The sequence below is a fragment of the Peribacillus sp. YIM B13477 genome (genome assembly GCF_042787955.1).
In the GTDB taxonomy this organism is placed as follows: domain Bacteria; phylum Bacillota; class Bacilli; order Bacillales; family DSM-1321; genus Peribacillus; species Peribacillus frigoritolerans.
The window spans coordinates 189,646-208,433 of sequence record NZ_JBHZPD010000001.1; the positions used below are offsets into that span (position 1 = coordinate 189,646).

Here is an 18,788-nt window from a genome sequence, read left to right on the forward strand (position 1 = left end):
GCCTGCAAATGGAGGATATGGTAATGAAGCATCTTTTACTTTTTACGAAACAAATACATGATTATTCGGGGAAAATATTATATATCAATCTTATTTGTATGATTTTAGTAGGCTTTTTAGAAGGGGTAGGAATTTTCTTATTGATCCCATTGATTGGGTTGACCGGTGTAATGGATATAAAAACGGATGACGTTCCTTTCTTAAGCTGGGTTAATGGATTATTCACAGGAATTCCGGAAACGCTGAGTCTTTTATTAATACTTGGTGTTTATGTGGTATTAATGGTTGGACAAAGTGTATTTAAGCGGAATCAAACAATCTTGGGAGTCAAAATCCAACAAGGTTTTGTTAGAAAGTTAAGAGATGATGCGTATGGCAGTCTGCTGCAGGTCAATTGGGGATTTTACTTAAAAAAGAGGAAATCCGATATTATCAACATCATGACAAACGAAACCTTCAATGTAAGTGCAGGGATTAATTTATTTTTACAGTTTATATCTTCTCTTATTTTTACTTTGATTCAAATCGGAATAGCTTTCTATTTATCTGTTCCAATGACGAGTTTTATCATAGCCTTTGGGGGCATTCTTATTTTTTCGTCACGGAAATTTGTGAAAAAGTCTCGGTCTATTGGAAAGGAAACCTTCCAGTTAACACAAACATATTTAGCAGGTATGACTGATCATCTTAACGGAATGAAAGATATCAAAAGTAATTCACTAGAGGACTCTCATTTGAGTTGGTTTCTTTCTTTGAGTGAGAGAATGGAAAAAAACAGAATCAAGTTAACGACCTTAAATACTACGTCCCAAATGATCTTCAAAATTGTATCCTCAGTCTTAATTGCCATTTTTGTGTTTTTTTCGATAAAGATGTTCATGGCCCAGCCAGCCCAATTAATGCTGATCATGGTTATTTTTTCAAGGTTGTGGCCAAGGTTTACTAGCATTCAATCAAATTTAGAGCAAATAGGATCTACGCTTCCATCTTTTAAAGCATTGTCGGATTTACAAAACGAATGTAAAACGGCAAGAGAGTTATATGAAACTGATTATAAAAATATCATGCCTATTGAAATTAAAAGAGGATTGGAATGCCGTAATATTTATTTTAGTTATGATCAAAATGAGAGCACTTATGCTCTAAAAAATATAAGCATACACATCCCCTCTAACCGTATGACGGCTATTGTCGGCCGATCGGGTGCCGGAAAAAGTACCTTAATAGATATATTAATGGGATTGAATCATCCTAATAGCGGCGAAGTCAGAATAGATGATGTTCCCCTTACTAATGACCGATTATTATCACTGCGGAGGTCCATTAGTTATATCCCGCAAGATCCATTTCTCTTTAATGCAACAATAAGGGAAAATCTGCTGATCATTGACCCTGAGGCAAGTGATGAATCCATATGGGAGTCTTTGGAGTTCGCTGCAGCTGCTGACTTTGTCAGTAAGCTTCCTCAAGGTCTAGATACCCTCATCGGTGATCGAGGTGTCCGACTATCAGGAGGAGAAAGGCAGCGTCTAGTGTTAGCCAGAGCGATTTTACGTAAACCGGCCATCCTGGTATTGGATGAAGCGACGAGTGCTTTAGATACAGAGAACGAAGCGAAGATTCAATCCGCTATTGAAAGATTAAAAGGAAAAATGACCATCATCGTCATTGCTCACCGATTATCGACGATTCGCAATGCCGATCAAGTGCTGGTCATGGATCAGGGGGAAATCATTCAGGTCGGTGAATATAACCAGTTAGCGAATGAAAAAAGAGGGATGTTTAGCAATTTATTAGGTATCCAAATGGAATCAAGTGTGTAAATATTTTACTGGAGTTAAAGTCAGGTTACTGCCAATTATGGTTTGTAATGCTGGCTTTTTTCTTGGAGAAAATAAATTAAAACTGAATCACTTAGCCCTCGTATTTCGAAAAAATATTTTTGTGGAATAGTAAATTTGAGCTTATTTATGCTATTATAATTCTATTATTAATAAAAGAGTTGTAAAGAAAGCGCATTATAACAGTGTTTTCCAGTTATGATGTCATTTTTTGATGAAAGATGTTGAAAAATGACATAAAAAAACGAATAGTATTAAGAGCTATTATTACGTTTTTAAGTATAATTAACATTAATATAGTTTTAATTAGCACCATGGAAACAGGGATTCAAGAGATTTATTAATCTTGGTTAATAATAAATGTGAAATATTCTTGAGAAAGGCAAACCTATTGAAAAGTAGGGACGCAAAATTACAGGTCTAAGGCTACATGCTAAGACGGCTGTGTTACCACAAGATGGGTGGGATTTGTCTTGGAAGCTAACAATGAAATGAAAGAATGGGTTTATCTAATTTTGGAGGCCAAAAATTTAGGATTATCTATTGAAGAAGTGCGAGAGTTCATAAAAGGAAAGAACAAAGCAGACATCAGGGGATAATAAAAATACTTAGGGAAGGCTGTTAATCAGTCTTCTTTTTTTGTTTTCATTAACGTAAAAGGTATCCAGAATAAAGAACATGGCGATAATAATAAAAACGCAATCTAATTGAAGGGAATTTTTTTTATGGATGTACCTATTGCCTTTTTGAAGGGATTAATGTGGGGAATTTTATTCAGTGTTCCTTTATGGTTGGCATTTTGCGGTTGGATAAAAATAATCATGAATTTTATAAAGTAAGCGCTTAAAATTTAGATTATTAAAATGAAATCTAGGCAGGATTTAACAGGATGATCATAGAAATTAGTTAGTATACATAATGCTTTAGTCTTAGTGTGATATAATTTTGAGAAAAATAGCCTATAAAAAATAGTTAATAATACTTAAGGATTTTTGGTTATGTGCCGATACTAGATTATAGAGATTAAGCAAAGGGACTTCGCAAAAGGCGATGTCAGATAGCTGCCATCAAAATATAAGGAGACTATTTGATGACAAAAAACAAATTCATTACGTTTGAGGAAGTTTATGAAAAGAAACAAAGAAGCAAGAAAATTTTTATTGGGACTTATATTACAATTACTTTAGTTTTGATTTCATTAATGACTTATTTCATGGGACAAGTATAGTGCGGGGTGTCGAAGGGCTGAGCAATCGGTCCTTTTTTGTTTTCCTTTAAACCACATAAATCATTTAGTTTTACTAGTAATCCTTTCTACTAAAGTTTAGTAATTGTTAATTTTCTGTGAATTATCTAATGATAAACGAGTTTCCGCTTGCCAATTCCTACTATATATGTGATTATCAAATAAATGAGCTATATTCCTTATTTTTGAAAATGGGATTAGGACAACAGTATGAAATGGTGGCTCAATTATATATTGGAGTGGAAATTTCTAATGGATTTTTTTGATATTTTAAAAGACACTTTTGCTAAGGGTGAGTCTGGACAAGAGGTTACTGTGAATGAACTTGTGGAAGAGATTAAGGAGAAATTAAGCGGGATCATTGAACAACCTGATAGTATATGATTTGTAGATAATTCGTCTTGGGCTTATTGGTGTTGGGTGTTGAAAACTAACCGGTGGTCGTCCCCTTTATGGCAGGATATCATCCTGGTCACGATTGGCGGTTTACTAGGAATCTTCTTTTCTTGTTTCAATGAAGAAGCCGCTAATAAATCTGAAGAACTCATAGGGCTACATATTATGAAGGAGCATGTCCATAACATGCTTCTTTTTTGTCGTTTATGTAAGTAAACCTATGAAGGCGATGAATAAATGTAAGATTCTTAACGAGTATTCTTCTGGTGAGGAGCTTGTATCATTTTTCATTGGCCACGCATTTGAAAAGCGTTTCGAAGCTACGATATAATCGCGCAGAATATGTGCAACATCGTTGTCTTGTACTTTTACAATATGGAAGTAGAGACCTTTCAGTATGATAATGTTGGTCGATATTTAAGAAAGTGAAAAACTAGTGTCTGGATTAGGTTGGGAGGCAGCATAAATCGGCCTATGAAATACCAGAGCTACACAGGTCTTCAAATCTCGCTATAGGGTGTTTATTTTGGAACAAAATTGCTATGTCGTAAAGGAAAAAGGCGAATGGTGTTTGTTATGGATTATCAGTTAGAATAGATTCCTCTCCTTTTTCAGGCTCAAGTTCGTTTTATTGAAAAGGGAGAGGCGCTGCTCTCATGTAATGGCGAAAAGATTTACTTCTCATGAAACATATTTCATTCTTGAACGGTCACTGATGGCTTTCAGAATAAACATTTTGTCCTGTTTACTTAGCATAGCCCAGCTGCCTGCTTTGATTTTCATTTAAATCCACTCCTTTTATTTAGGGTCATTTATTATAGTTGATGAATGACGGTTGATGGAATTCCGGGTCCAAAGAATAATTGTGTCAAGTGATGAAAGGGGCAAGGGGAAGATGGAATTGTCAGCTCATATTAGATTATACCGTCTATTCATGCCTAATAAACAACAAAAATTCCAACAAATCTCTACATTTGGTGTTCGTTTTTTGTCAGAATATTGGACGGGGAAAATGAAAAAGCTGTCAGGATGCGGGTCTGGACAGCTCTTTCATTTTTTCTTATTTTATGGATAATTGTTCTTTTAATTCGGATTGAACCTTTTCTTTTTCCTCATCCGACACAATATTATAGTAGACTCCGTCGATTTTCGTTCCATTTCCTGGAATGGTTGCTTGGGTTATGCTTTTGCTTGCGTCCCTGTAGTTCTTCTGGATGTCCATCATGTCATCAAACGTCAAATTCGTCTGGATATTTTTACTTAAAGCATCGAATACATCATCGTATTTCGTCAATGATGAAAGGCTAGCGCCTTCCTTGATGACAGCCTCGATGATGGAACGTTGTCTGGATTGACGGCCATAATCACCATTCGGATCATCATATCTCATTCGTGAATATTTAAGCGCATCTTCTCCATTAAGATTAATGCTTCCCTTTGCAAAATGGACGCCTTCATAAGTGAAGTCCAAATCGTTTTGAACGGTCACGCCGCCGACTGCGTCAACGATATCCTTAAAGCCTTCCATATTGATCTTCATATAATAGTCGATTGGGATATCCAGGAATTTTTCAACGGTATCCATGGACATTTTCGCGCCGCCGAAGGCAAATGCATGGTTGATTTTATCCTGTGTCCCATGACCGACGATCTCGGTCCGTGTATCACGCGGAATGCTTAGCATTTTGACCGATTTCTTTTGTGGATTGACTGTTAAGACGATCATAGTATCTGAACGGCCTTTGTCGCCATCACGTTCATCGACACCAAGCATGAGCATCGAGAATGGCTCCTGATCTGACAGTGCAAGGTCTTTCTTTCGTTTATCGGTGGTACGGTCTATTGGTGTATGCATCGTGTCAACGGTTTTAGTCAGTGAATTCCATACGGAGTAGGCAAAGGCTCCCCCGGCTAGTATAAAAAGTAGGACAATTATCCCAACTACCTTCAGCCATGTCCGTTTCTTTTTCTTTTTTTTTTCATGTCTCATAGTTTACTTCCTTCCTCTTTTGGTAACCACTTCATCTATTATATTTAATTTCATAGTAAAAGAATAGTATATTTTACTATTTTATAATACCTTTGACATATTTTGGTGTGACTGTGTACTATGTAACTAGAACAATTTTTAAGGGGTTGGAAAAATTGAAATCATTTAAGGGTTTAGTGCTAAAGGAGTGGTTGATTGGGAAATCCACACTTTTGTGGTTGTTGGTTGCGCAAGTTGGATTTGTGTTTATTTCTTTTTTAGTATCCAGGTATTGGGAAGTTGCAGGTATTTTTTATATGTCTACATGGGTAATCATGATCTTGCAGCCATTTATTATGTTCTCTTTGATTTTTGGATGTTTGAATTATGATGGGAAGACGCAATTGTGGATTTACAATCCCCAGTCTGCAGCAATGTTGCTTGGAAGTAAATTATTGTCAAGTGTGCTGTTTCAAGTGGTTTCCATTTTATTTGCCAGCTGTTTAGTTTTTGTGGCTTTTAAGGTTCCGACTAGTTATTTTCAGCAAGACTTTCAGGTGGAAAATATAACGGAATTAGGTGGATTGTTTCAGATAGGCGGGGTTATGACGGCGGTCAGTATTGTCATTGCAGTGCTTATGATGTTTTTATGGGTAGTGTATCATGCACTCGCAAGGATTCAACTTATTAAAAATATTCGTTGGCTGTTTGTGTTTTTTTTGTTTATAGGAATGATTTTGTTGAAAAATTGGGTTGGAAATACAAAGGTATATCAGAAACTGGATGAAATATGGGCTGTACCGGCATTTAGCGGTTCGTCATCGTTTAGCTTATCTAAAACCAATTTGGAGTTTTATTTGGAAGGCGGAGGGAATATTTCGCTTTTGACAAGCGGATTGGATGTTATTGGATTATTGATATTGTTCCTAGCTTCATGTTGGCTCTTGGACCGAAAGATTGAGGTGTAAATGATGTCTGAGGAATTCCATGCATCAAAGCCGATTTATTTACAGGTTGCAGATCGAATTTGTTATTCAATATTACGCGGTGAGATAAAGAGTGGGAATAGGCTGCCATCGGTTCGCGAAATGGCTGTCCAGATGGGTGTCAATCCGAATACAATCCAACGCACTTATACCGAGATTGAGAGGGATGGAATCGTGGAGACGAGAAGGGGGCAGGGTACATTCGTTAAAAGTGATCCTGCGCTGATTGCTTCATTGCGTACTAGGATTCAAACGGAAGTTATTGAGACATTCGTTGAGAACATGAAAGAAATCGGCTTGTCGAAAGAAGAAATGCTTACAGCAGTACAGCAATTTCTGAAGAAGCAGGGGGATGCGGAATGACGGTTGAGCTGTATGATGTATCTAAAAAGTATGGCAGCATTGCTGCCCTTGATGGTGTAACACTCACGTTTGAAGTGGGGAAGATTTATGGGGTGTTAGGGACCAATGGAAGCGGTAAGTCAACATTGCTCAAACTGATTGCCGGTCTCATCAAACCGGATCAAGGAGAGGTTACGGTCGATGGGGTGCCGGTAAGCAGAAGGTCGGCTTCACATGTTTCTTATCTGACAGAGCTTGATTTTTTTTATCCTCATTTTACGGCAGGTCAGTATATTGATTTTCATGCCTCGCAGTTTGCTGATTTTAATCGGGATAAGGCAATTGAAATGCTGGAATTCGTGAAATTGGATGTACGGAAGAAGGTCCGTACGATGTCGAAAGGTAATCGCGGAAGGCTTAAATTAGTGCTAGCTTTGTCTCGGGAGGCACCTGTCGTTTTATTGGATGAACCATTCTCAGGGTTGGACGTTATGGTCCGGGATTCGATCGTACGGAGCTTGCTGTCTTATATCGATTTTGGAAGGCAAATGGTTATCATGGCGACTCATGAAATCGAGGAAATCGATAAAATCCTTGATGAAGTCATTCTGATTAAGAATGGCGAGATCATCTCTAAGGAAAGTGTCGAGGGTCTTCGAGAATCTAGTGGGAAATCAGTGATCGGTTGGCTAAAAGGACATCATAGCTAATATGAAGGAATAATAAAGTAGCTTCGGAAAAGAGTCCGAGGTTACTTTTTTGTTTGGAATGAGAAAAACTATGACTCTAATGAATTTGATCAGGTGAAATGGAATAACTAAATATATCCAGGTGTATGAAGTTTTGCTTCAAAATGGGTGATAAGCAAAGTCCCTCCATGAAAGAAGGCGCATATATATGCAATACGGATATCTTTAAAGAATAAATAAATCTTGGAGGCTACTCACAAATGGAATATTTAACGGAAAGTTCATCATACGAAGAAAGTAATTCAACGGAAAGTTCATCATACGAGAGCGATTCAGCGGAAAGCTCATCGTATGAGGGTGATTCAACGGAAAGCTCATCGGACGAGGGTGATTCAACGGAAAGCTCATCAGACGAGGGTGATTCAACGGAAAGCTTATCAGATGATGAAAGTAGTTCAACTGAAAGCTAAACAGATTTAACAACTAGTTAAATTAGAACGAAGATTTACTTTAAAATGGGTGATAAGCAAAGTCCCTATTAGAAAGTAGGAACATATATATGCAGTACGGATATCCCTAGAGGATAAATAAATTTTGGAGGTTAAAGAATAAATGGAATATACACCGGAAAGCTCATCGTACGAAAGTGATTCAACGGAAAGCTCATCGTACGAAAGTGATTCAACGGAAAGTTCCTCGTACGAAAGTGATTCAACGGAAAGCTCCTCGTACGAGAGTGATTCAACGGAAAGCTCCTCGTATGAGAGTGATTCAACGGAAAACTCATCGTACGAAAGTGATTCAACGGAAAGCTCCTCGTATGAGAGTGATTCAACGGAAAACTCATCGTACGAAAGTGATTCAACGGAGAGTTCATCAGATGAAAGCAGCTCAACGGAGAGTTCATCAGATGAAAGCAGCTCAACGGAGAGTTCATCAGATGAAAGCAGCTCAACGGAAAGTTCATCAGATGAAAGCAGTTCAACTGAAAGTTCATCAGATGAAGGCAATTCAAATGAAATCCTTTCCGAGGCTGCAGAAGAAGAAACTGAAAATTCAGCTGAGGGTGAGGAAAATGGCACTCCTCGTCGTGTGAATGTATTTAAGAAAATGTGGCTGGATAATATGATTAAAGCATCGAAGGGTATCTATAAAGACGAAGATTGACCATACAGGTACAGCAACCAAAGAGTTGTTGTGCCTTCTTTTGTAAAAGGACATGCCGCTAGACTCATAATTGACGCTAGGATTGTAATCCATTTACTAGATACGAGAAAAATTGCCCAAGCAAGGCAATTCAAAGGGAATTTAGCTTATGCGGTTTCTTAAGAAAGGACCCTAGCCGGATTGTTTGGCTGACAATTGTACATATTACCTGGAACACAATTGGTTTACTGGTGGTTTTTTAAAGAATAATAGTCTATATATTGAACGCATGTTGCAAGTTCAATAAAAAAACTCCGGATTTGAAGTGATCCGGAGTTATTTCTTTTTCTCGATATTTTCATAGACCGAGGCAAGTGCTTGTTCAAATTTCCCGCTCTTTTTCGGTTTGTAATATTTTTTGCTGCGCAGTTTGTCCGGTAAGTATTGCTGCTTCACCCAGCCATTTTCGTAGTCATGCGGATAAAGGTAGTCGATGCCGCGGCCGAGTTCTGTGGCCCCTTTGTAATGGGCATCCTTAAGATGATCTGGTACATCGCCGCTATGGCCGCTACGAATGTCTGATAGGGCTGCATCGATTGCGACAATGGCCGTGTTCGATTTAGGTGATAGGCATAATTCGATCACTGAGTTGGCAAGTGGAATCCGGGCTTCAGGGAAACCGAGTCGTTCAGCGGCTTCGACTGCAGCGAGAGCCCTGGGGCCAGCCTGGGGATTGGCAAGAGCTATGTCTTCGTATGCGATGACTACCAAGCGGCGGGCGATGCTTACAAGATCTCCGGCTTCGACTAAGCGACCCAAATAATGAAGGGCTGCATTCACATCACTGCCGCGAATTGATTTTTGGAAAGCGGACAGGACATCATAATGGGCATCTCCATCCTTGTCATGCGAGAAGCTTTTTTTCTGCATGCATTCCTCGGCAATTTGCAGATCTATATGAATGGTTCCGGACTCATCGGGTTCGGTGGAAATGACGGCGAGCTCAAGTGCGTTAAGGGCACTGCGGACATCTCCATTCGAAGCAGTCGCGAAATGGGTAAGGGCATCTAAGCTGACCTCGGTTTCATATGCACCAAGTCCCCGCTCTTCATCATGAAGTGCCCGTTCCAGCGCTTTGGTTATATCATCGGTTACCAATGATTTGAGCTCGAAAATCTGGCACCGGCTTCTGATGGCCGGATTGATGGCGTGATAGGGATTGCTGGTCGTTGCACCGATCAGGGTGATCATCCCGTTTTCAAGATAAGGCAATAGGAAATCCTGCTTCGCCTTATCGAGCCGATGAACCTCATCAAGCAGCAAAATCACTTTACCGGACATTTTAGCTTCGGCTGCCACGATTTCCATATCCTTTTTATTATTGGTCACTGCGTTCAGCGTCCGGAACGCAAACTTCGTGCTTCCGGCAATCGCACTTGCGATCGATGTCTTGCCAATTCCCGGGGGACCATACAGGATCATGGAAGAAAGCTGCTTGGCTTTTACCATCCTTGCGATAATTTTTCCTTCACCGACCAGATGCTCCTGCCCGATGATCTCATCAATCGATCGAGGCCGCATCCGGAAAGCAAGCGGTTTAATATTCATTGCGCACCTCTCCTTTTTATATAAGGTATCACAACTGATGGGGGAAATGCGCTGATTATGCTATAAAAAGAGGGTGATTTCCTATTATGGCAGTCTCTATGGGGATTTAATATGCTGTAGGGTTATCAATCGATCTAGCCTCACGAGCGAATAATTCGATCATGCCACTCGAGCGGTTTACATTTCATTCTTTATTTTCACTTTTCCTATCTCTCCAATTAGGATAATTTGACAAAGGAAGGGCGGGTGAATGCATTTCCGGCGGGAATATGCTATAATTTCAAAAGAATTTAGAAACGGATAAATAATTTGAGGTGTATATGTATGAAGATATCTACTAAAGGCCGTTATGGTTTGACGATTATGATCGAGCTTGCTAAACATTATGGAGAAGGCCCGAAGAGTTTGAAATCGATTGCCCAGACGCATAATTTGTCGGAGCATTATTTGGAGCAGTTGATTGCGCCGCTTCGTAATGCGGGGTTGGTGAAGAGTGTCCGCGGTGCGTATGGCGGGTATGTCCTGTCCAAAGATCCTCAGGAGATTACTTCAGGTGATGTCATTCGTGTATTGGAAGGGCCGATTACGCCTGTTGAGGGAATCGAGGATGAGGAGCCGGTGAAGCGTCAGCTTTGGATCAGGATTCGCGATGCCGTGAAGGATGTATTGGATAATACGACGCTTATGGATTTGGCGAGCTACAAGGATACGGGTGAAATCGATTCTTATATGTACTATATTTAATTGATAATTGATTAGCAATGCGCCTATTATGTAGGCGCTTGCGTTTTTTAATGGAGGCGACAAAAAAGTGGACAGAATATATTTAGATCATGCTGCGACTTCACCGATGCATCCGGATGTGATCGATACGATGATGAGGGTCATGAGCAATGATTTCGGAAATCCGTCGAGCATTCATGCTTTCGGGCGGGAGGCGCGCCATGTTTTGGATGAAGCGCGTTCGAGTATTGCAGCGAGCATCGGGGCTGGGCGGAATGAAATCATTTTCACGAGCGGCGGAACCGAGGCTGATAATACGGCGATCATTGGTGTTGCGAATGCTTATAAAGAACAAGGGAAGCACATCATTACGACGGAGATTGAGCATCATGCGGTCTTGCATACTTGCCAATACCTTGAGAAGTCTGGCTTTGAGGTCACATATTTACCTGTGAATGAAGCGGGGCTTATTTCAATTGCCGATTTAGAGGCGGCATTGAGGGACGACACGATTTTGGTTTCGGTCATGTTCGGCAATAATGAGGTGGGTACGATCCAGCCGATTGCTGAGATAGGGCAGGTGCTTAAGGGTCATCAAGCCATTTTCCATACGGATGCGGTTCAGGCATATGGTTTGATCTCTATCGACGTTCGTGAGCTGGGTGTGGATTTGCTGAGTGTAACCGCGCATAAAATCAACGGTCCCAAGGGAATCGGCTTTCTTTATATTCGTGAAGGATTGAAGCTGAATCCGCATTTATATGGCGGGGAACAAGAACGCAAGCGCCGTGCTGGTACGGAGAGTGTGCCGGCAATTGCCGGTTTTTCAGAAGCTGTTTTAGTTGCACAAAGCACGATGGAAAAGAAAAAGGAGCAATACAAGCGATTCAAAGACGTATTGCTTGCCGTCTTTGATGAGGCGGATGTACAATATGAAATTAACGGATCCATGGAACAGTCGCTGCCGCATTTGCTGAATGTTAGTTTTCCGGGTACGAATGTGGAATCGATGCTCGTAAATATGGACTTGGCAGGTGTTGCTGTATCGAGCGGATCCGCTTGTACTGCCGGGTCAATCGATCCGTCGCATGTGCTTGTGGCGATGTTCGGGAAAGATTCGGAGCGGACGAAGAATTCGATTCGTTTCAGCTTCGGTCTGAACAACACGGAAGAGGAAGTAAGGCAGGCGGCTGAAACCACCGTTAAAATCGTTAATAGATTAGTGAGAAGATAATTCTTACTTTAAATAAATGAGGTGACAGAATGAGAAAAGCACCACAGGACACCCGCGTCGTCGTGGGTATGTCAGGAGGCGTGGATTCTTCTGTGTCAGCCCTGCTATTGAAGAATCAAGGCTATGATGTGGTCGGGATTTTCATGAAGAACTGGGATGATACAGATGAAAACGGAGTCTGTACGGCAACGGAAGATTACAATGATGTAATTGCCGTTTGTAATCAAATCGGCATCCCTTATTATGCGGTCAATTTCGAGAAGCAGTATTGGGATAAAGTTTTCACTTATTTCCTGGATGAGTATAAAGCGGGCCGTACCCCGAATCCGGATGTAATGTGCAATAAGGAAATCAAGTTCAAGGCTTTTCTTGAACATGCGGTAAGCCTTGGTGCCGACTATGTGGCTACAGGTCATTACGCACAGGTTGAATACCGGGATGGCGAATACAAAATGCTGCGCGGTGTCGATAATAATAAAGATCAAACGTACTTCTTGAACCAGCTTACTCAAGAACAGTTGGAAAAAGTCATGTTTCCGCTTGGACATATTGATAAGAAGGAAGTCCGTGAAATTGCGAAAGAAGCGGGTCTTGCCACGGCAACGAAAAAAGATTCTACAGGGATCTGTTTTATCGGTGAACGCAATTTCAAAGAGTTTTTAAGCAATTACCTCCCAGCTCAGCCTGGTGATATGGTCACGATGGATGGCAAGGTTATGGGCAAGCATGACGGATTGATGTATTACACGATCGGTCAGCGTCACGGTCTGGGGATTGGCGGCAGCGGCGATCCTTGGTTTGTTGCGGGAAAAGACTTGAAGCGCAATGTACTGTATGTGTGTCAAGGCTTTGATAATGATGTGCTGTACTCCAATTCCCTTCGTGCAGTCAATGTCAGCTGGGTAGCGGAACATGCGCCTGCCGATGAATTCACATGCACGGCAAAATTCAGGTACCGTCAGGACGATAGCGGTGTTAAGGTGAACGTCTTGGACAATGGTGATGTCGAAGTCATCTTTGACGAGCCAGTCCGCGCGATCACACCTGGACAAGCAGTCGTCTTCTATGATGGTGAAGTGTGCCTTGGCGGCGGTACGATTGATGAAGTATTTAAAAAAGGTGAAAAACTGACTTACGTAGGGTAAAATAATCATGTCCCCAGCTGTGTTTGCGGTTGGGGACTTCTTTTGGATTGCGGGTGACCGCCTGAATTCGACCACTGGCTTATGCTATACTTTTTAATATAAAAATGGAGTGTGAATGGATATGGATAAGAATCAACAAGGTATTGAATTTATGCAGCAAAGGAAATACGAAGAAGCGGCGAAAGTTTTTAATGAGGCGATAGAGGAAAATCCGAATGAGCCTGTTGCTTACATAAACTTTGGGAATGTATTGACTGCCGTGGGTGAAACGGATAAAGCGGTCAAGTTTTACAAAAAGGCGATCGAGCTGGATGAAAATGCAGCAGCGGCGTACTATTCATTAGGAAATTTATATTATGAATCCGATTCTAAACTGGTCGAAGCGAAGGATATGTTTGAAAAGGCCATCCGTCTGGGACTGGATAACAGCGATGCTTACTTCATGCTTGGATTGACATTGATGGCATTGGATCAACCGAAATTGGCGATGCCTTATCTGCAGAGAACGGTGGAGCTGAGCCCTGAGGATGTTGATGCAAGATTCCAATATGCATTATGTCTTGCTAATGCGGAATTGTATGATGAATTGATCGATCAACTGAATAAAGTTGTGGAACAGGATCCGGGCCATGCGGATGCTTATTATAATTTAGGCGTTGCGTTTGCAGGGTATCGTGAGGATGCGAAAGCCGCGATGGTTTATTTTGATAAGGCTTTGGAAGCACAGCCTGACCATATGCTTGCTGCGCACGGTAAGAAACTGTTGGAAGAAATGAATGCTGAGTAAATAAAAAGCATATGCATGGAAAGGTGGGGAGAAGCGTTGAGCCAGCAAGATTCGTTGGATTTGTTTTCAGAGGAGAAAAAGTTCATGAAAGGCAGTCATTTAGTGACGATCTTTCATAATGAAGAAAATATGTACTCGGTTGTGAGAATTCGTGTGCATGAAACGAATTTGGATTATGAAGAGAAGGAAGCCGTCGTAACAGGTTATTTTCCAAGGATGCATGAGGATGAGATCTATATTTTTTATGGGGCCATGAAGGAACATCCGCGTTTTGGCCTTCAATTCCATGTAGAGCATTTTCGCAAGGATCTGCCTCAATCCAAGGAAGGCATTGTCAGTTATTTGTCAGGTGACCTTTTCAAGGGCATTGGGAAAAAAACAGCCGAAAGCATTGTTGAGACACTGGGTGATAAGGCCATTTCAAAAATTCTGGCTCAGCCTTCGCTGCTTGATGATATCCCGAAGCTATCAGGGGAAAAGGCAAAGGGCCTCTATGATACATTAGTCGAGCATCAAGGTCTGGAGCAGGTGATGATCGCCTTGAATCAATATGGCTTCGGTCCGCAGCTGTCGATGAAAATCTATCAAATGTATAAGCAGGATACGATCACGATGGTTCAGGGTAATCCGTATAAGCTCGTAGAGGATATAGAAGGGATTGGGTTTGGACGGGCGGATGAGCTTGGGCATCAGCTGGGCATTTCCGGGAGCCACCCCGACCGAATCAAGGCTGCGTGCTTGTATACGCTTGAATCCCAATGCCTCCAGGACGGAAATATATACATAGAAGCCGAGCAGCTTTTGGAAGCGGTCAAACGGCTGCTGGAGGAAAATAAACGGGATCGCATTGAGTTCACCAACATTTCCTCGGAAATAATCGAATTGACGCAAGAGGGGAAAATCGTTGTCGAGGATCAACGAATTTATCCGCCTTCGCTATTCTATTCGGAAAAGGGAATCGTGATGAACATCAAGCGGCTGCTTGCTCAAACCGAGTATGAGGACCAGTTCCCCGAATCGGAATTCTTGCTGGCACTTGGGGAGCTGGAAGAGCGGCTTGATGTTTCCTATGCCCCGGCCCAAAAGGAAGCGATCCAGACAGCCCTGCAATCGCCGATGTTGATCTTGACGGGGGGACCGGGTACCGGTAAGACGACAGTCATCAAAGGCATCGTTGAGCTATATGCAGAGCTGCATGGTGTATCCATGGACATTAACGATTATAAAAAAGAAGGAAGCGATCCCTTTCCATTCGTACTTGCGGCTCCTACTGGCCGAGCAGCGAAACGAATGGCCGAGTCGACGGGGCTACCCGCAGTCACGATCCACCGTTTGCTGGGGTGGAACGGGAGTGAAGGCTTTTCCCATGATGAGGATAATCAGCTGGATGGCCGTATCGTGATCATCGATGAAGTTTCGATGGTGGATACGTGGCTGGCCCATCAATTGTTTAAAGCTCTGCCAGAAAATGTCCAAGTGATATTGGTTGGAGATGAAGATCAGCTGCCATCTGTTGGCCCTGGGCAGGTTTTAAAGGATTTGCTTGCATCGAATTGTGTACCGACAGTCAGTCTCGAACATATATATCGTCAAGCTGATGGCTCATCGATCATTGAATTGGCCCATGAAATCAAAAAAGGAAGGCTTCCGGATGATGTCACGAAACAGCAGGAAGATCGATCGTTCATTCGCTGCCAAACCAATCAAATCCCCCAAGTAATCGAGAAAGTGGTTGCCAATGCCAGGACGAAAGGCTTCACGTCCAAAGATATACAGGTGCTGGCTCCCATGTATAGAGGGCCTGCCGGGATTGATGCACTGAATAAAATGCTTCAGGAAGTGTTCAATAGCAATGCGAATGAAAAGCGGCGGGAAATAAAATTCGGCGACGTGATATATAGAACCGGAGATAAGGTGCTTCAACTGGTGAACCAGCCAGAAGAGGGTGTCTTTAATGGCGATATGGGGGAAATCGTGTCCATATTGTTCGCTAAAGAAAATACCGATTCTGTCGATAAAGTGATCATATCGTTCGAAGGCATCGAAGTGACTTACACGAAGCAGGATTTGAACCAGATTACACATGCCTATTGCTGCTCCATCCATAAGTCGCAGGGAAGCGAATTCCCCATCGTCATTTTACCAGTAGTAAAAAGTTATTACCGGATGCTCCGCCGTAATTTATTGTATACGGCGATTACCCGCAGTAAAAATTTCTTGATCCTATGTGGTGAAGAAGATGCATTCCGTTTAGGGATCGAGCGTAATGATGAGATGCGCCGGAAAACGACTTTGCGTGAAAAGCTGCGGGAGATCTTGAGTGAAGAAGAAATGCCGGTTGAAAAGGGAGAGGTACATCAAGAGGCAAGTTATCTTGATATTCTTATGCATGCTGACCCGATGATCGGGATGGAAAATGTCACGCCATATGATTTTATGTAGGTTCTTTTTGACTGATTTTGTTTAAAATTCATGGTTTTGGTGGAACTAATAAGGATATAACTTATATGTGAGCAGGGGGGATTTGATGAAAAAAGGTTGGATAATCGGAATAGTCGTTGTCGTTCTATTGGTCATTTATGGCGCATCTTCGTACAACGGACTTGTTAGTGCCAGTGAAGATGTCGATAATAAATGGTCACAGGTGGATAACCAATTAAAACGAAGAGCGGATTTGATTCCGAATCTTGTTGAAACGGTGAAGGGTTATGCCTCGCATGAAACGGAAGCCATTAAAGCGGTGAGTGATGCACGCTCGAAGCTGGCAGGTGCCAATTCGACCGAAGATGCGATTGAAGCCGATCAAGAATTGAGCGGGGCCTTGAGCCGTCTTTTGGTTGTTGTCGAGAACTATCCGGACTTAAAGGCCAATGAGAACTTTAAGGGCCTCATGGATAGCTTGGAAGGCACGGAAAATCGGCTGACGGTAGCACGAAAAGACTATAATGATGAAGTTACCAACTATAATAAGATGATTAAACGCTTTCCGAAGAATATGATGGCAGGAGCGTTCGGGTTCGATGCCAAACCATATTTTGAAGTGACCGATCAAGAAAAAGAAACGCCAAAGGTTGATTTCGGGAGCGATAAATAATGAAAAAACTCGCTGTGTTTGCGCTATTCTTCATTCTCACGTTCAGTTTAGCAAACGTGGCCGCAGCACAACCTAACATTCCTGAACCAGTTGGGGATATATATGTTCAGGACTTCGCCGGAGTCCTGGATGATCAGGAAAAATCGGAACTCATCGAACTTGGGAAACGATTGGATGATGCCACAAAAGCACAAATTTCCATTTTGACGGTTGATTCGCTGGAAGGATCCGAGATCGAGGAGTACTCGGTCGAGGCATTAAGGTCATTCAAGCTTGGTGATGCCGAGCTGAACAATGGAGTCCTCATCGTGCTGGCCATGGAAGAACAGAAAATCCGTATTGAAGTGGGGTACGGTTTGGAAGGGGCCATAACCGATATAAAATCTGGACAGATTTTGGATGATGTGGCTATCCCCGCGCTGAAAGAGGGTAAATATGATGTTGCCCTGACGGAGACCTATAAGGCTATATATAATGACGTCACGAAAGAATACAACCTAGGTGACGAGTTTTATCAAGATCTCTCCGTTCAGCCCGAGTCAGAAACCTTTCAGCCATCAGGTTTACAGATTTTCCTCATTATCATCGTCGTCATCATCGTATTCATCCTCGATGCCAAGTTCTTTAAAGGGTTTTTCCTTCAAACGCTAATCAATATCCTTTTGATATTCATAAGTCGCGGCGGCGGCGGCCGTGGAGGCGGAAGCGGCGGTCCACGGGGCGGCGGCGGAGGAAGTTCCGGCGGCGGAGGTGCCAGCAGGGGCTGGTAAAAAGCACGTGTATCTGACCGGGAAACCGGTCTTTTTTTTATGTATGGCCCCTGTGTTGGACCAACAATGGAAAACCTTTCAGCACATCTATTTTCAGTAGTAAAGAGATAATAAAAATGTTCGGAAAGGCGGGATGACCTTGCGGACGTTTTCTTTATTGAAAGGAATGCCGGTTTTCACAATCAAAGGAGAAAGAATCGGCACGGTCCACGATTTATCAATTTCTGAGATGGGACAGGTAACGGGCTTGGTCGTTCATCAGCAAGCATTGTTCAAAAGAGCTTTTCATTTGAAACTTGACGATATTTCTTCATTCGGTCCAGATGGGATCGTCATCAGCCAACAAAATTCAACCTTAAGGAAAGTGCCTGCGGATTCCATTTGCCTATCGAAGGACGAGGTATTGGGACGCATGCTGTTTTCAGAAATGGGCGAAGAACTTGGTTTACTGCAGGATGTATATTTCAAGGAAGAAATGGGCACGATTATAGCGTATGAAACAACGGATGGGTTTTTCTCGGAGTCGACAGTGATAGAATCAAAACAGCCGCCTGCATTAGGGAAGGATACCATCATTGTTTCAGTTTATGAACAGTGAGGTGTCCATTTTGGAAATTAAATGTCCGAATTGCCGCAGTAAAGATGTTGGGAAGATTGGCGTAAATCAATATTATTGTTGGAATTGCTTTATTGAAATGACTCTGTCCGAAGGGCTCATCAATACGCACCAAGTCGAGGAAGATGGAAGTTTAAGCTCATTGGACGATTTGTTTGAGGAAAATGACCGCCGCTTCGGTATGTAAATAACGGAA

General features: G+C 42.0%; 20 protein-coding genes and 1 riboswitch. Of the genes, 18 read left to right on the forward strand and 2 right to left on the reverse strand.

The annotated features are described in order from the left end of the window. The first annotated feature begins 23 nt into the window (after positions 1-23). From ACFX4H_RS00890 to ACFX4H_RS00905, 4 genes are all read left to right on the forward strand, one after another. Positions 24-1,823 carry an ABC transporter ATP-binding protein gene (locus ACFX4H_RS00890; protein ID WP_377433553.1) on the forward strand — a complete coding sequence of 600 codons (1,800 nt, stop codon included), beginning with the start codon at positions 24-26 and terminating at the stop codon, positions 1,821-1,823. 389 nt (positions 1,824-2,212) lie between these two features. Beyond that, positions 2,213-2,296: riboswitch (cyclic di-GMP riboswitch) on the forward strand. Positions 2,297-2,314: 18 nt separating this feature from the next. Next, entirely contained in the window at positions 2,315-2,440 is a 126-nt protein-coding gene (locus ACFX4H_RS00895; protein ID WP_373368751.1) for an anti-repressor SinI family protein, read from the forward strand. A gap of 491 nt (positions 2,441-2,931) precedes the next feature. Continuing rightward, the gene (locus tag ACFX4H_RS00900) at positions 2,932-3,069 is read left to right on the forward strand and encodes a hypothetical protein (RefSeq protein ID WP_268565092.1); all 138 of its coding nucleotides are present in this window, start codon (positions 2,932-2,934) and stop codon (positions 3,067-3,069) included. A gap of 270 nt (positions 3,070-3,339) precedes the next feature. Beyond that, a complete protein-coding gene (locus ACFX4H_RS00905) occupies positions 3,340-3,471 on the forward strand; it encodes a YwzD family small protein (RefSeq protein WP_301291993.1) in 132 nt (43 codons plus the stop codon). A gap of 1,072 nt (positions 3,472-4,543) precedes the next feature. Here ACFX4H_RS00905 and tagU read toward each other — a convergent pair. Then, positions 4,544-5,473: a polyisoprenyl-teichoic acid--peptidoglycan teichoic acid transferase TagU gene (gene tagU, locus ACFX4H_RS00910; protein ID WP_377433557.1), complete on the reverse strand. Its 930-nt coding sequence runs from the start codon at positions 5,471-5,473 to the stop codon at positions 4,544-4,546. A gap of 155 nt (positions 5,474-5,628) precedes the next feature. Between tagU and ACFX4H_RS00915 the strand changes: the two genes are divergently transcribed. From ACFX4H_RS00915 to ACFX4H_RS00935, 5 genes are all read left to right on the forward strand, one after another. Further along, positions 5,629-6,420: a hypothetical protein gene (locus ACFX4H_RS00915; RefSeq protein ID WP_377433559.1), complete on the forward strand. Its 792-nt coding sequence runs from the start codon at positions 5,629-5,631 to the stop codon at positions 6,418-6,420. 3 nt (positions 6,421-6,423) lie between these two features. Beyond that, the gene (locus ACFX4H_RS00920; protein WP_034311366.1) at positions 6,424-6,801 is read left to right on the forward strand and encodes a GntR family transcriptional regulator; all 378 of its coding nucleotides are present in this window, start codon (positions 6,424-6,426) and stop codon (positions 6,799-6,801) included. Beyond that, the gene (locus ACFX4H_RS00925) at positions 6,798-7,490 is read left to right on the forward strand and encodes an ABC transporter ATP-binding protein (protein ID WP_377433562.1); all 693 of its coding nucleotides are present in this window, start codon (positions 6,798-6,800) and stop codon (positions 7,488-7,490) included. Before ACFX4H_RS00920 ends, ACFX4H_RS00925 begins: the two co-directional genes overlap by 4 nt. A gap of 239 nt (positions 7,491-7,729) precedes the next feature. Further along, positions 7,730-7,939 (forward strand): hypothetical protein, encoded by a 210-nt coding sequence (locus tag ACFX4H_RS00930; RefSeq protein WP_053535772.1) that lies wholly within the window; start codon positions 7,730-7,732, stop codon positions 7,937-7,939. Positions 7,940-8,081: 142 nt separating this feature from the next. Next, positions 8,082-8,636: a hypothetical protein gene (locus ACFX4H_RS00935; RefSeq protein WP_377433564.1), complete on the forward strand. Its 555-nt coding sequence runs from the start codon at positions 8,082-8,084 to the stop codon at positions 8,634-8,636. Positions 8,637-8,951: 315 nt separating this feature from the next. Here ACFX4H_RS00935 and ACFX4H_RS00940 read toward each other — a convergent pair whose 3' ends face one another. After that, the gene (locus ACFX4H_RS00940; RefSeq protein ID WP_283780692.1) at positions 8,952-10,223 is read right to left on the reverse strand and encodes a replication-associated recombination protein A; all 1,272 of its coding nucleotides are present in this window, start codon (positions 10,221-10,223) and stop codon (positions 8,952-8,954) included. A 324-nt stretch (positions 10,224-10,547) separates the two neighbouring features. On the opposite strand from ACFX4H_RS00940, the gene cymR reads away from it, so the two are divergent. The 9 genes from cymR (at position 10,548) to ACFX4H_RS00985 (ending at position 18,779) form a co-directional block, all read left to right on the forward strand. Then, entirely contained in the window at positions 10,548-10,967 is a 420-nt protein-coding gene (gene cymR / locus ACFX4H_RS00945; RefSeq protein WP_034308657.1) for a cysteine metabolism transcriptional regulator CymR, read from the forward strand. A 67-nt stretch (positions 10,968-11,034) separates the two neighbouring features. Beyond that, complete coding sequence (locus ACFX4H_RS00950; RefSeq protein WP_377433566.1) at positions 11,035-12,180, forward strand: cysteine desulfurase family protein; 1,146 nt, start codon at positions 11,035-11,037, stop codon at positions 12,178-12,180. Between the two features lie 29 nt (positions 12,181-12,209). Continuing rightward, positions 12,210-13,325 (forward strand): tRNA 2-thiouridine(34) synthase MnmA, encoded by a 1,116-nt coding sequence (gene mnmA, locus ACFX4H_RS00955; RefSeq protein WP_377433568.1) that lies wholly within the window; start codon positions 12,210-12,212, stop codon positions 13,323-13,325. A 121-nt stretch (positions 13,326-13,446) separates the two neighbouring features. Then, positions 13,447-14,112: a tetratricopeptide repeat protein gene (locus ACFX4H_RS00960; protein ID WP_377433569.1), complete on the forward strand. Its 666-nt coding sequence runs from the start codon at positions 13,447-13,449 to the stop codon at positions 14,110-14,112. 36 nt (positions 14,113-14,148) lie between these two features. After that, positions 14,149-16,554, forward strand: coding sequence for an SF1B family DNA helicase RecD2 (gene recD2 / locus ACFX4H_RS00965; RefSeq protein ID WP_249598452.1), 2,406 nt, complete (start codon positions 14,149-14,151; stop codon positions 16,552-16,554). 82 nt (positions 16,555-16,636) lie between these two features. Then, complete coding sequence (locus tag ACFX4H_RS00970; RefSeq protein ID WP_372464783.1) at positions 16,637-17,206, forward strand: LemA family protein; 570 nt, start codon at positions 16,637-16,639, stop codon at positions 17,204-17,206. Continuing rightward, complete coding sequence (locus ACFX4H_RS00975) at positions 17,206-17,976, forward strand: TPM domain-containing protein (RefSeq protein ID WP_377433571.1); 771 nt, start codon at positions 17,206-17,208, stop codon at positions 17,974-17,976. Before ACFX4H_RS00970 ends, ACFX4H_RS00975 begins: the two co-directional genes overlap by 1 nt. Positions 17,977-18,115: 139 nt before the next feature. Continuing rightward, positions 18,116-18,574, forward strand: coding sequence for a PRC-barrel domain-containing protein (locus tag ACFX4H_RS00980; protein ID WP_377433572.1), 459 nt, complete (start codon positions 18,116-18,118; stop codon positions 18,572-18,574). After that, a complete protein-coding gene (locus tag ACFX4H_RS00985) occupies positions 18,564-18,779 on the forward strand; it encodes a hypothetical protein (RefSeq protein ID WP_034311361.1) in 216 nt (71 codons plus the stop codon). The genes ACFX4H_RS00980 and ACFX4H_RS00985 overlap by 11 nt, the downstream gene beginning before the upstream one ends. Positions 18,780-18,788: the final 9 nt, after the last annotated feature.

Excerpts from the sequence above, each read along its gene's own strand:
- ACFX4H_RS00890 (WP_377433553.1), top strand. The coding sequence starts at position 24 with ATGAAGCATCTTTTACTTTTTACGAAACAAATACATGATTATTCGGGG.
- ACFX4H_RS00900 (WP_268565092.1), top strand. The coding sequence starts at position 2,932 with ATGACAAAAAACAAATTCATTACGTTTGAGGAAGTTTATGAAAAGAAA.
- ACFX4H_RS00905 (WP_301291993.1), top strand. The coding sequence starts at position 3,340 with ATGGATTTTTTTGATATTTTAAAAGACACTTTTGCTAAGGGTGAGTCT.
- tagU (WP_377433557.1), bottom strand. The coding sequence starts at position 5,473 with ATGAGACATGAAAAAAAAAAGAAAAAGAAACGGACATGGCTGAAGGTA.
- ACFX4H_RS00920 (WP_034311366.1), top strand. The coding sequence starts at position 6,424 with ATGTCTGAGGAATTCCATGCATCAAAGCCGATTTATTTACAGGTTGCA.
- ACFX4H_RS00925 (WP_377433562.1), top strand. The coding sequence starts at position 6,798 with ATGACGGTTGAGCTGTATGATGTATCTAAAAAGTATGGCAGCATTGCT.
- ACFX4H_RS00930 (WP_053535772.1), top strand. The coding sequence starts at position 7,730 with ATGGAATATTTAACGGAAAGTTCATCATACGAAGAAAGTAATTCAACG.
- ACFX4H_RS00935 (WP_377433564.1), top strand. The coding sequence starts at position 8,082 with ATGGAATATACACCGGAAAGCTCATCGTACGAAAGTGATTCAACGGAA.
- ACFX4H_RS00940 (WP_283780692.1), bottom strand. The coding sequence starts at position 10,223 with ATGAATATTAAACCGCTTGCTTTCCGGATGCGGCCTCGATCGATTGAT.
- cymR (WP_034308657.1), top strand. The coding sequence starts at position 10,548 with ATGAAGATATCTACTAAAGGCCGTTATGGTTTGACGATTATGATCGAG.
- mnmA (WP_377433568.1), top strand. The coding sequence starts at position 12,210 with ATGAGAAAAGCACCACAGGACACCCGCGTCGTCGTGGGTATGTCAGGA.
- ACFX4H_RS00960 (WP_377433569.1), top strand. The coding sequence starts at position 13,447 with ATGGATAAGAATCAACAAGGTATTGAATTTATGCAGCAAAGGAAATAC.
- ACFX4H_RS00975 (WP_377433571.1), top strand. The coding sequence starts at position 17,206 with ATGAAAAAACTCGCTGTGTTTGCGCTATTCTTCATTCTCACGTTCAGT.
- ACFX4H_RS00985 (WP_034311361.1), top strand. The coding sequence starts at position 18,564 with ATGAACAGTGAGGTGTCCATTTTGGAAATTAAATGTCCGAATTGCCGC.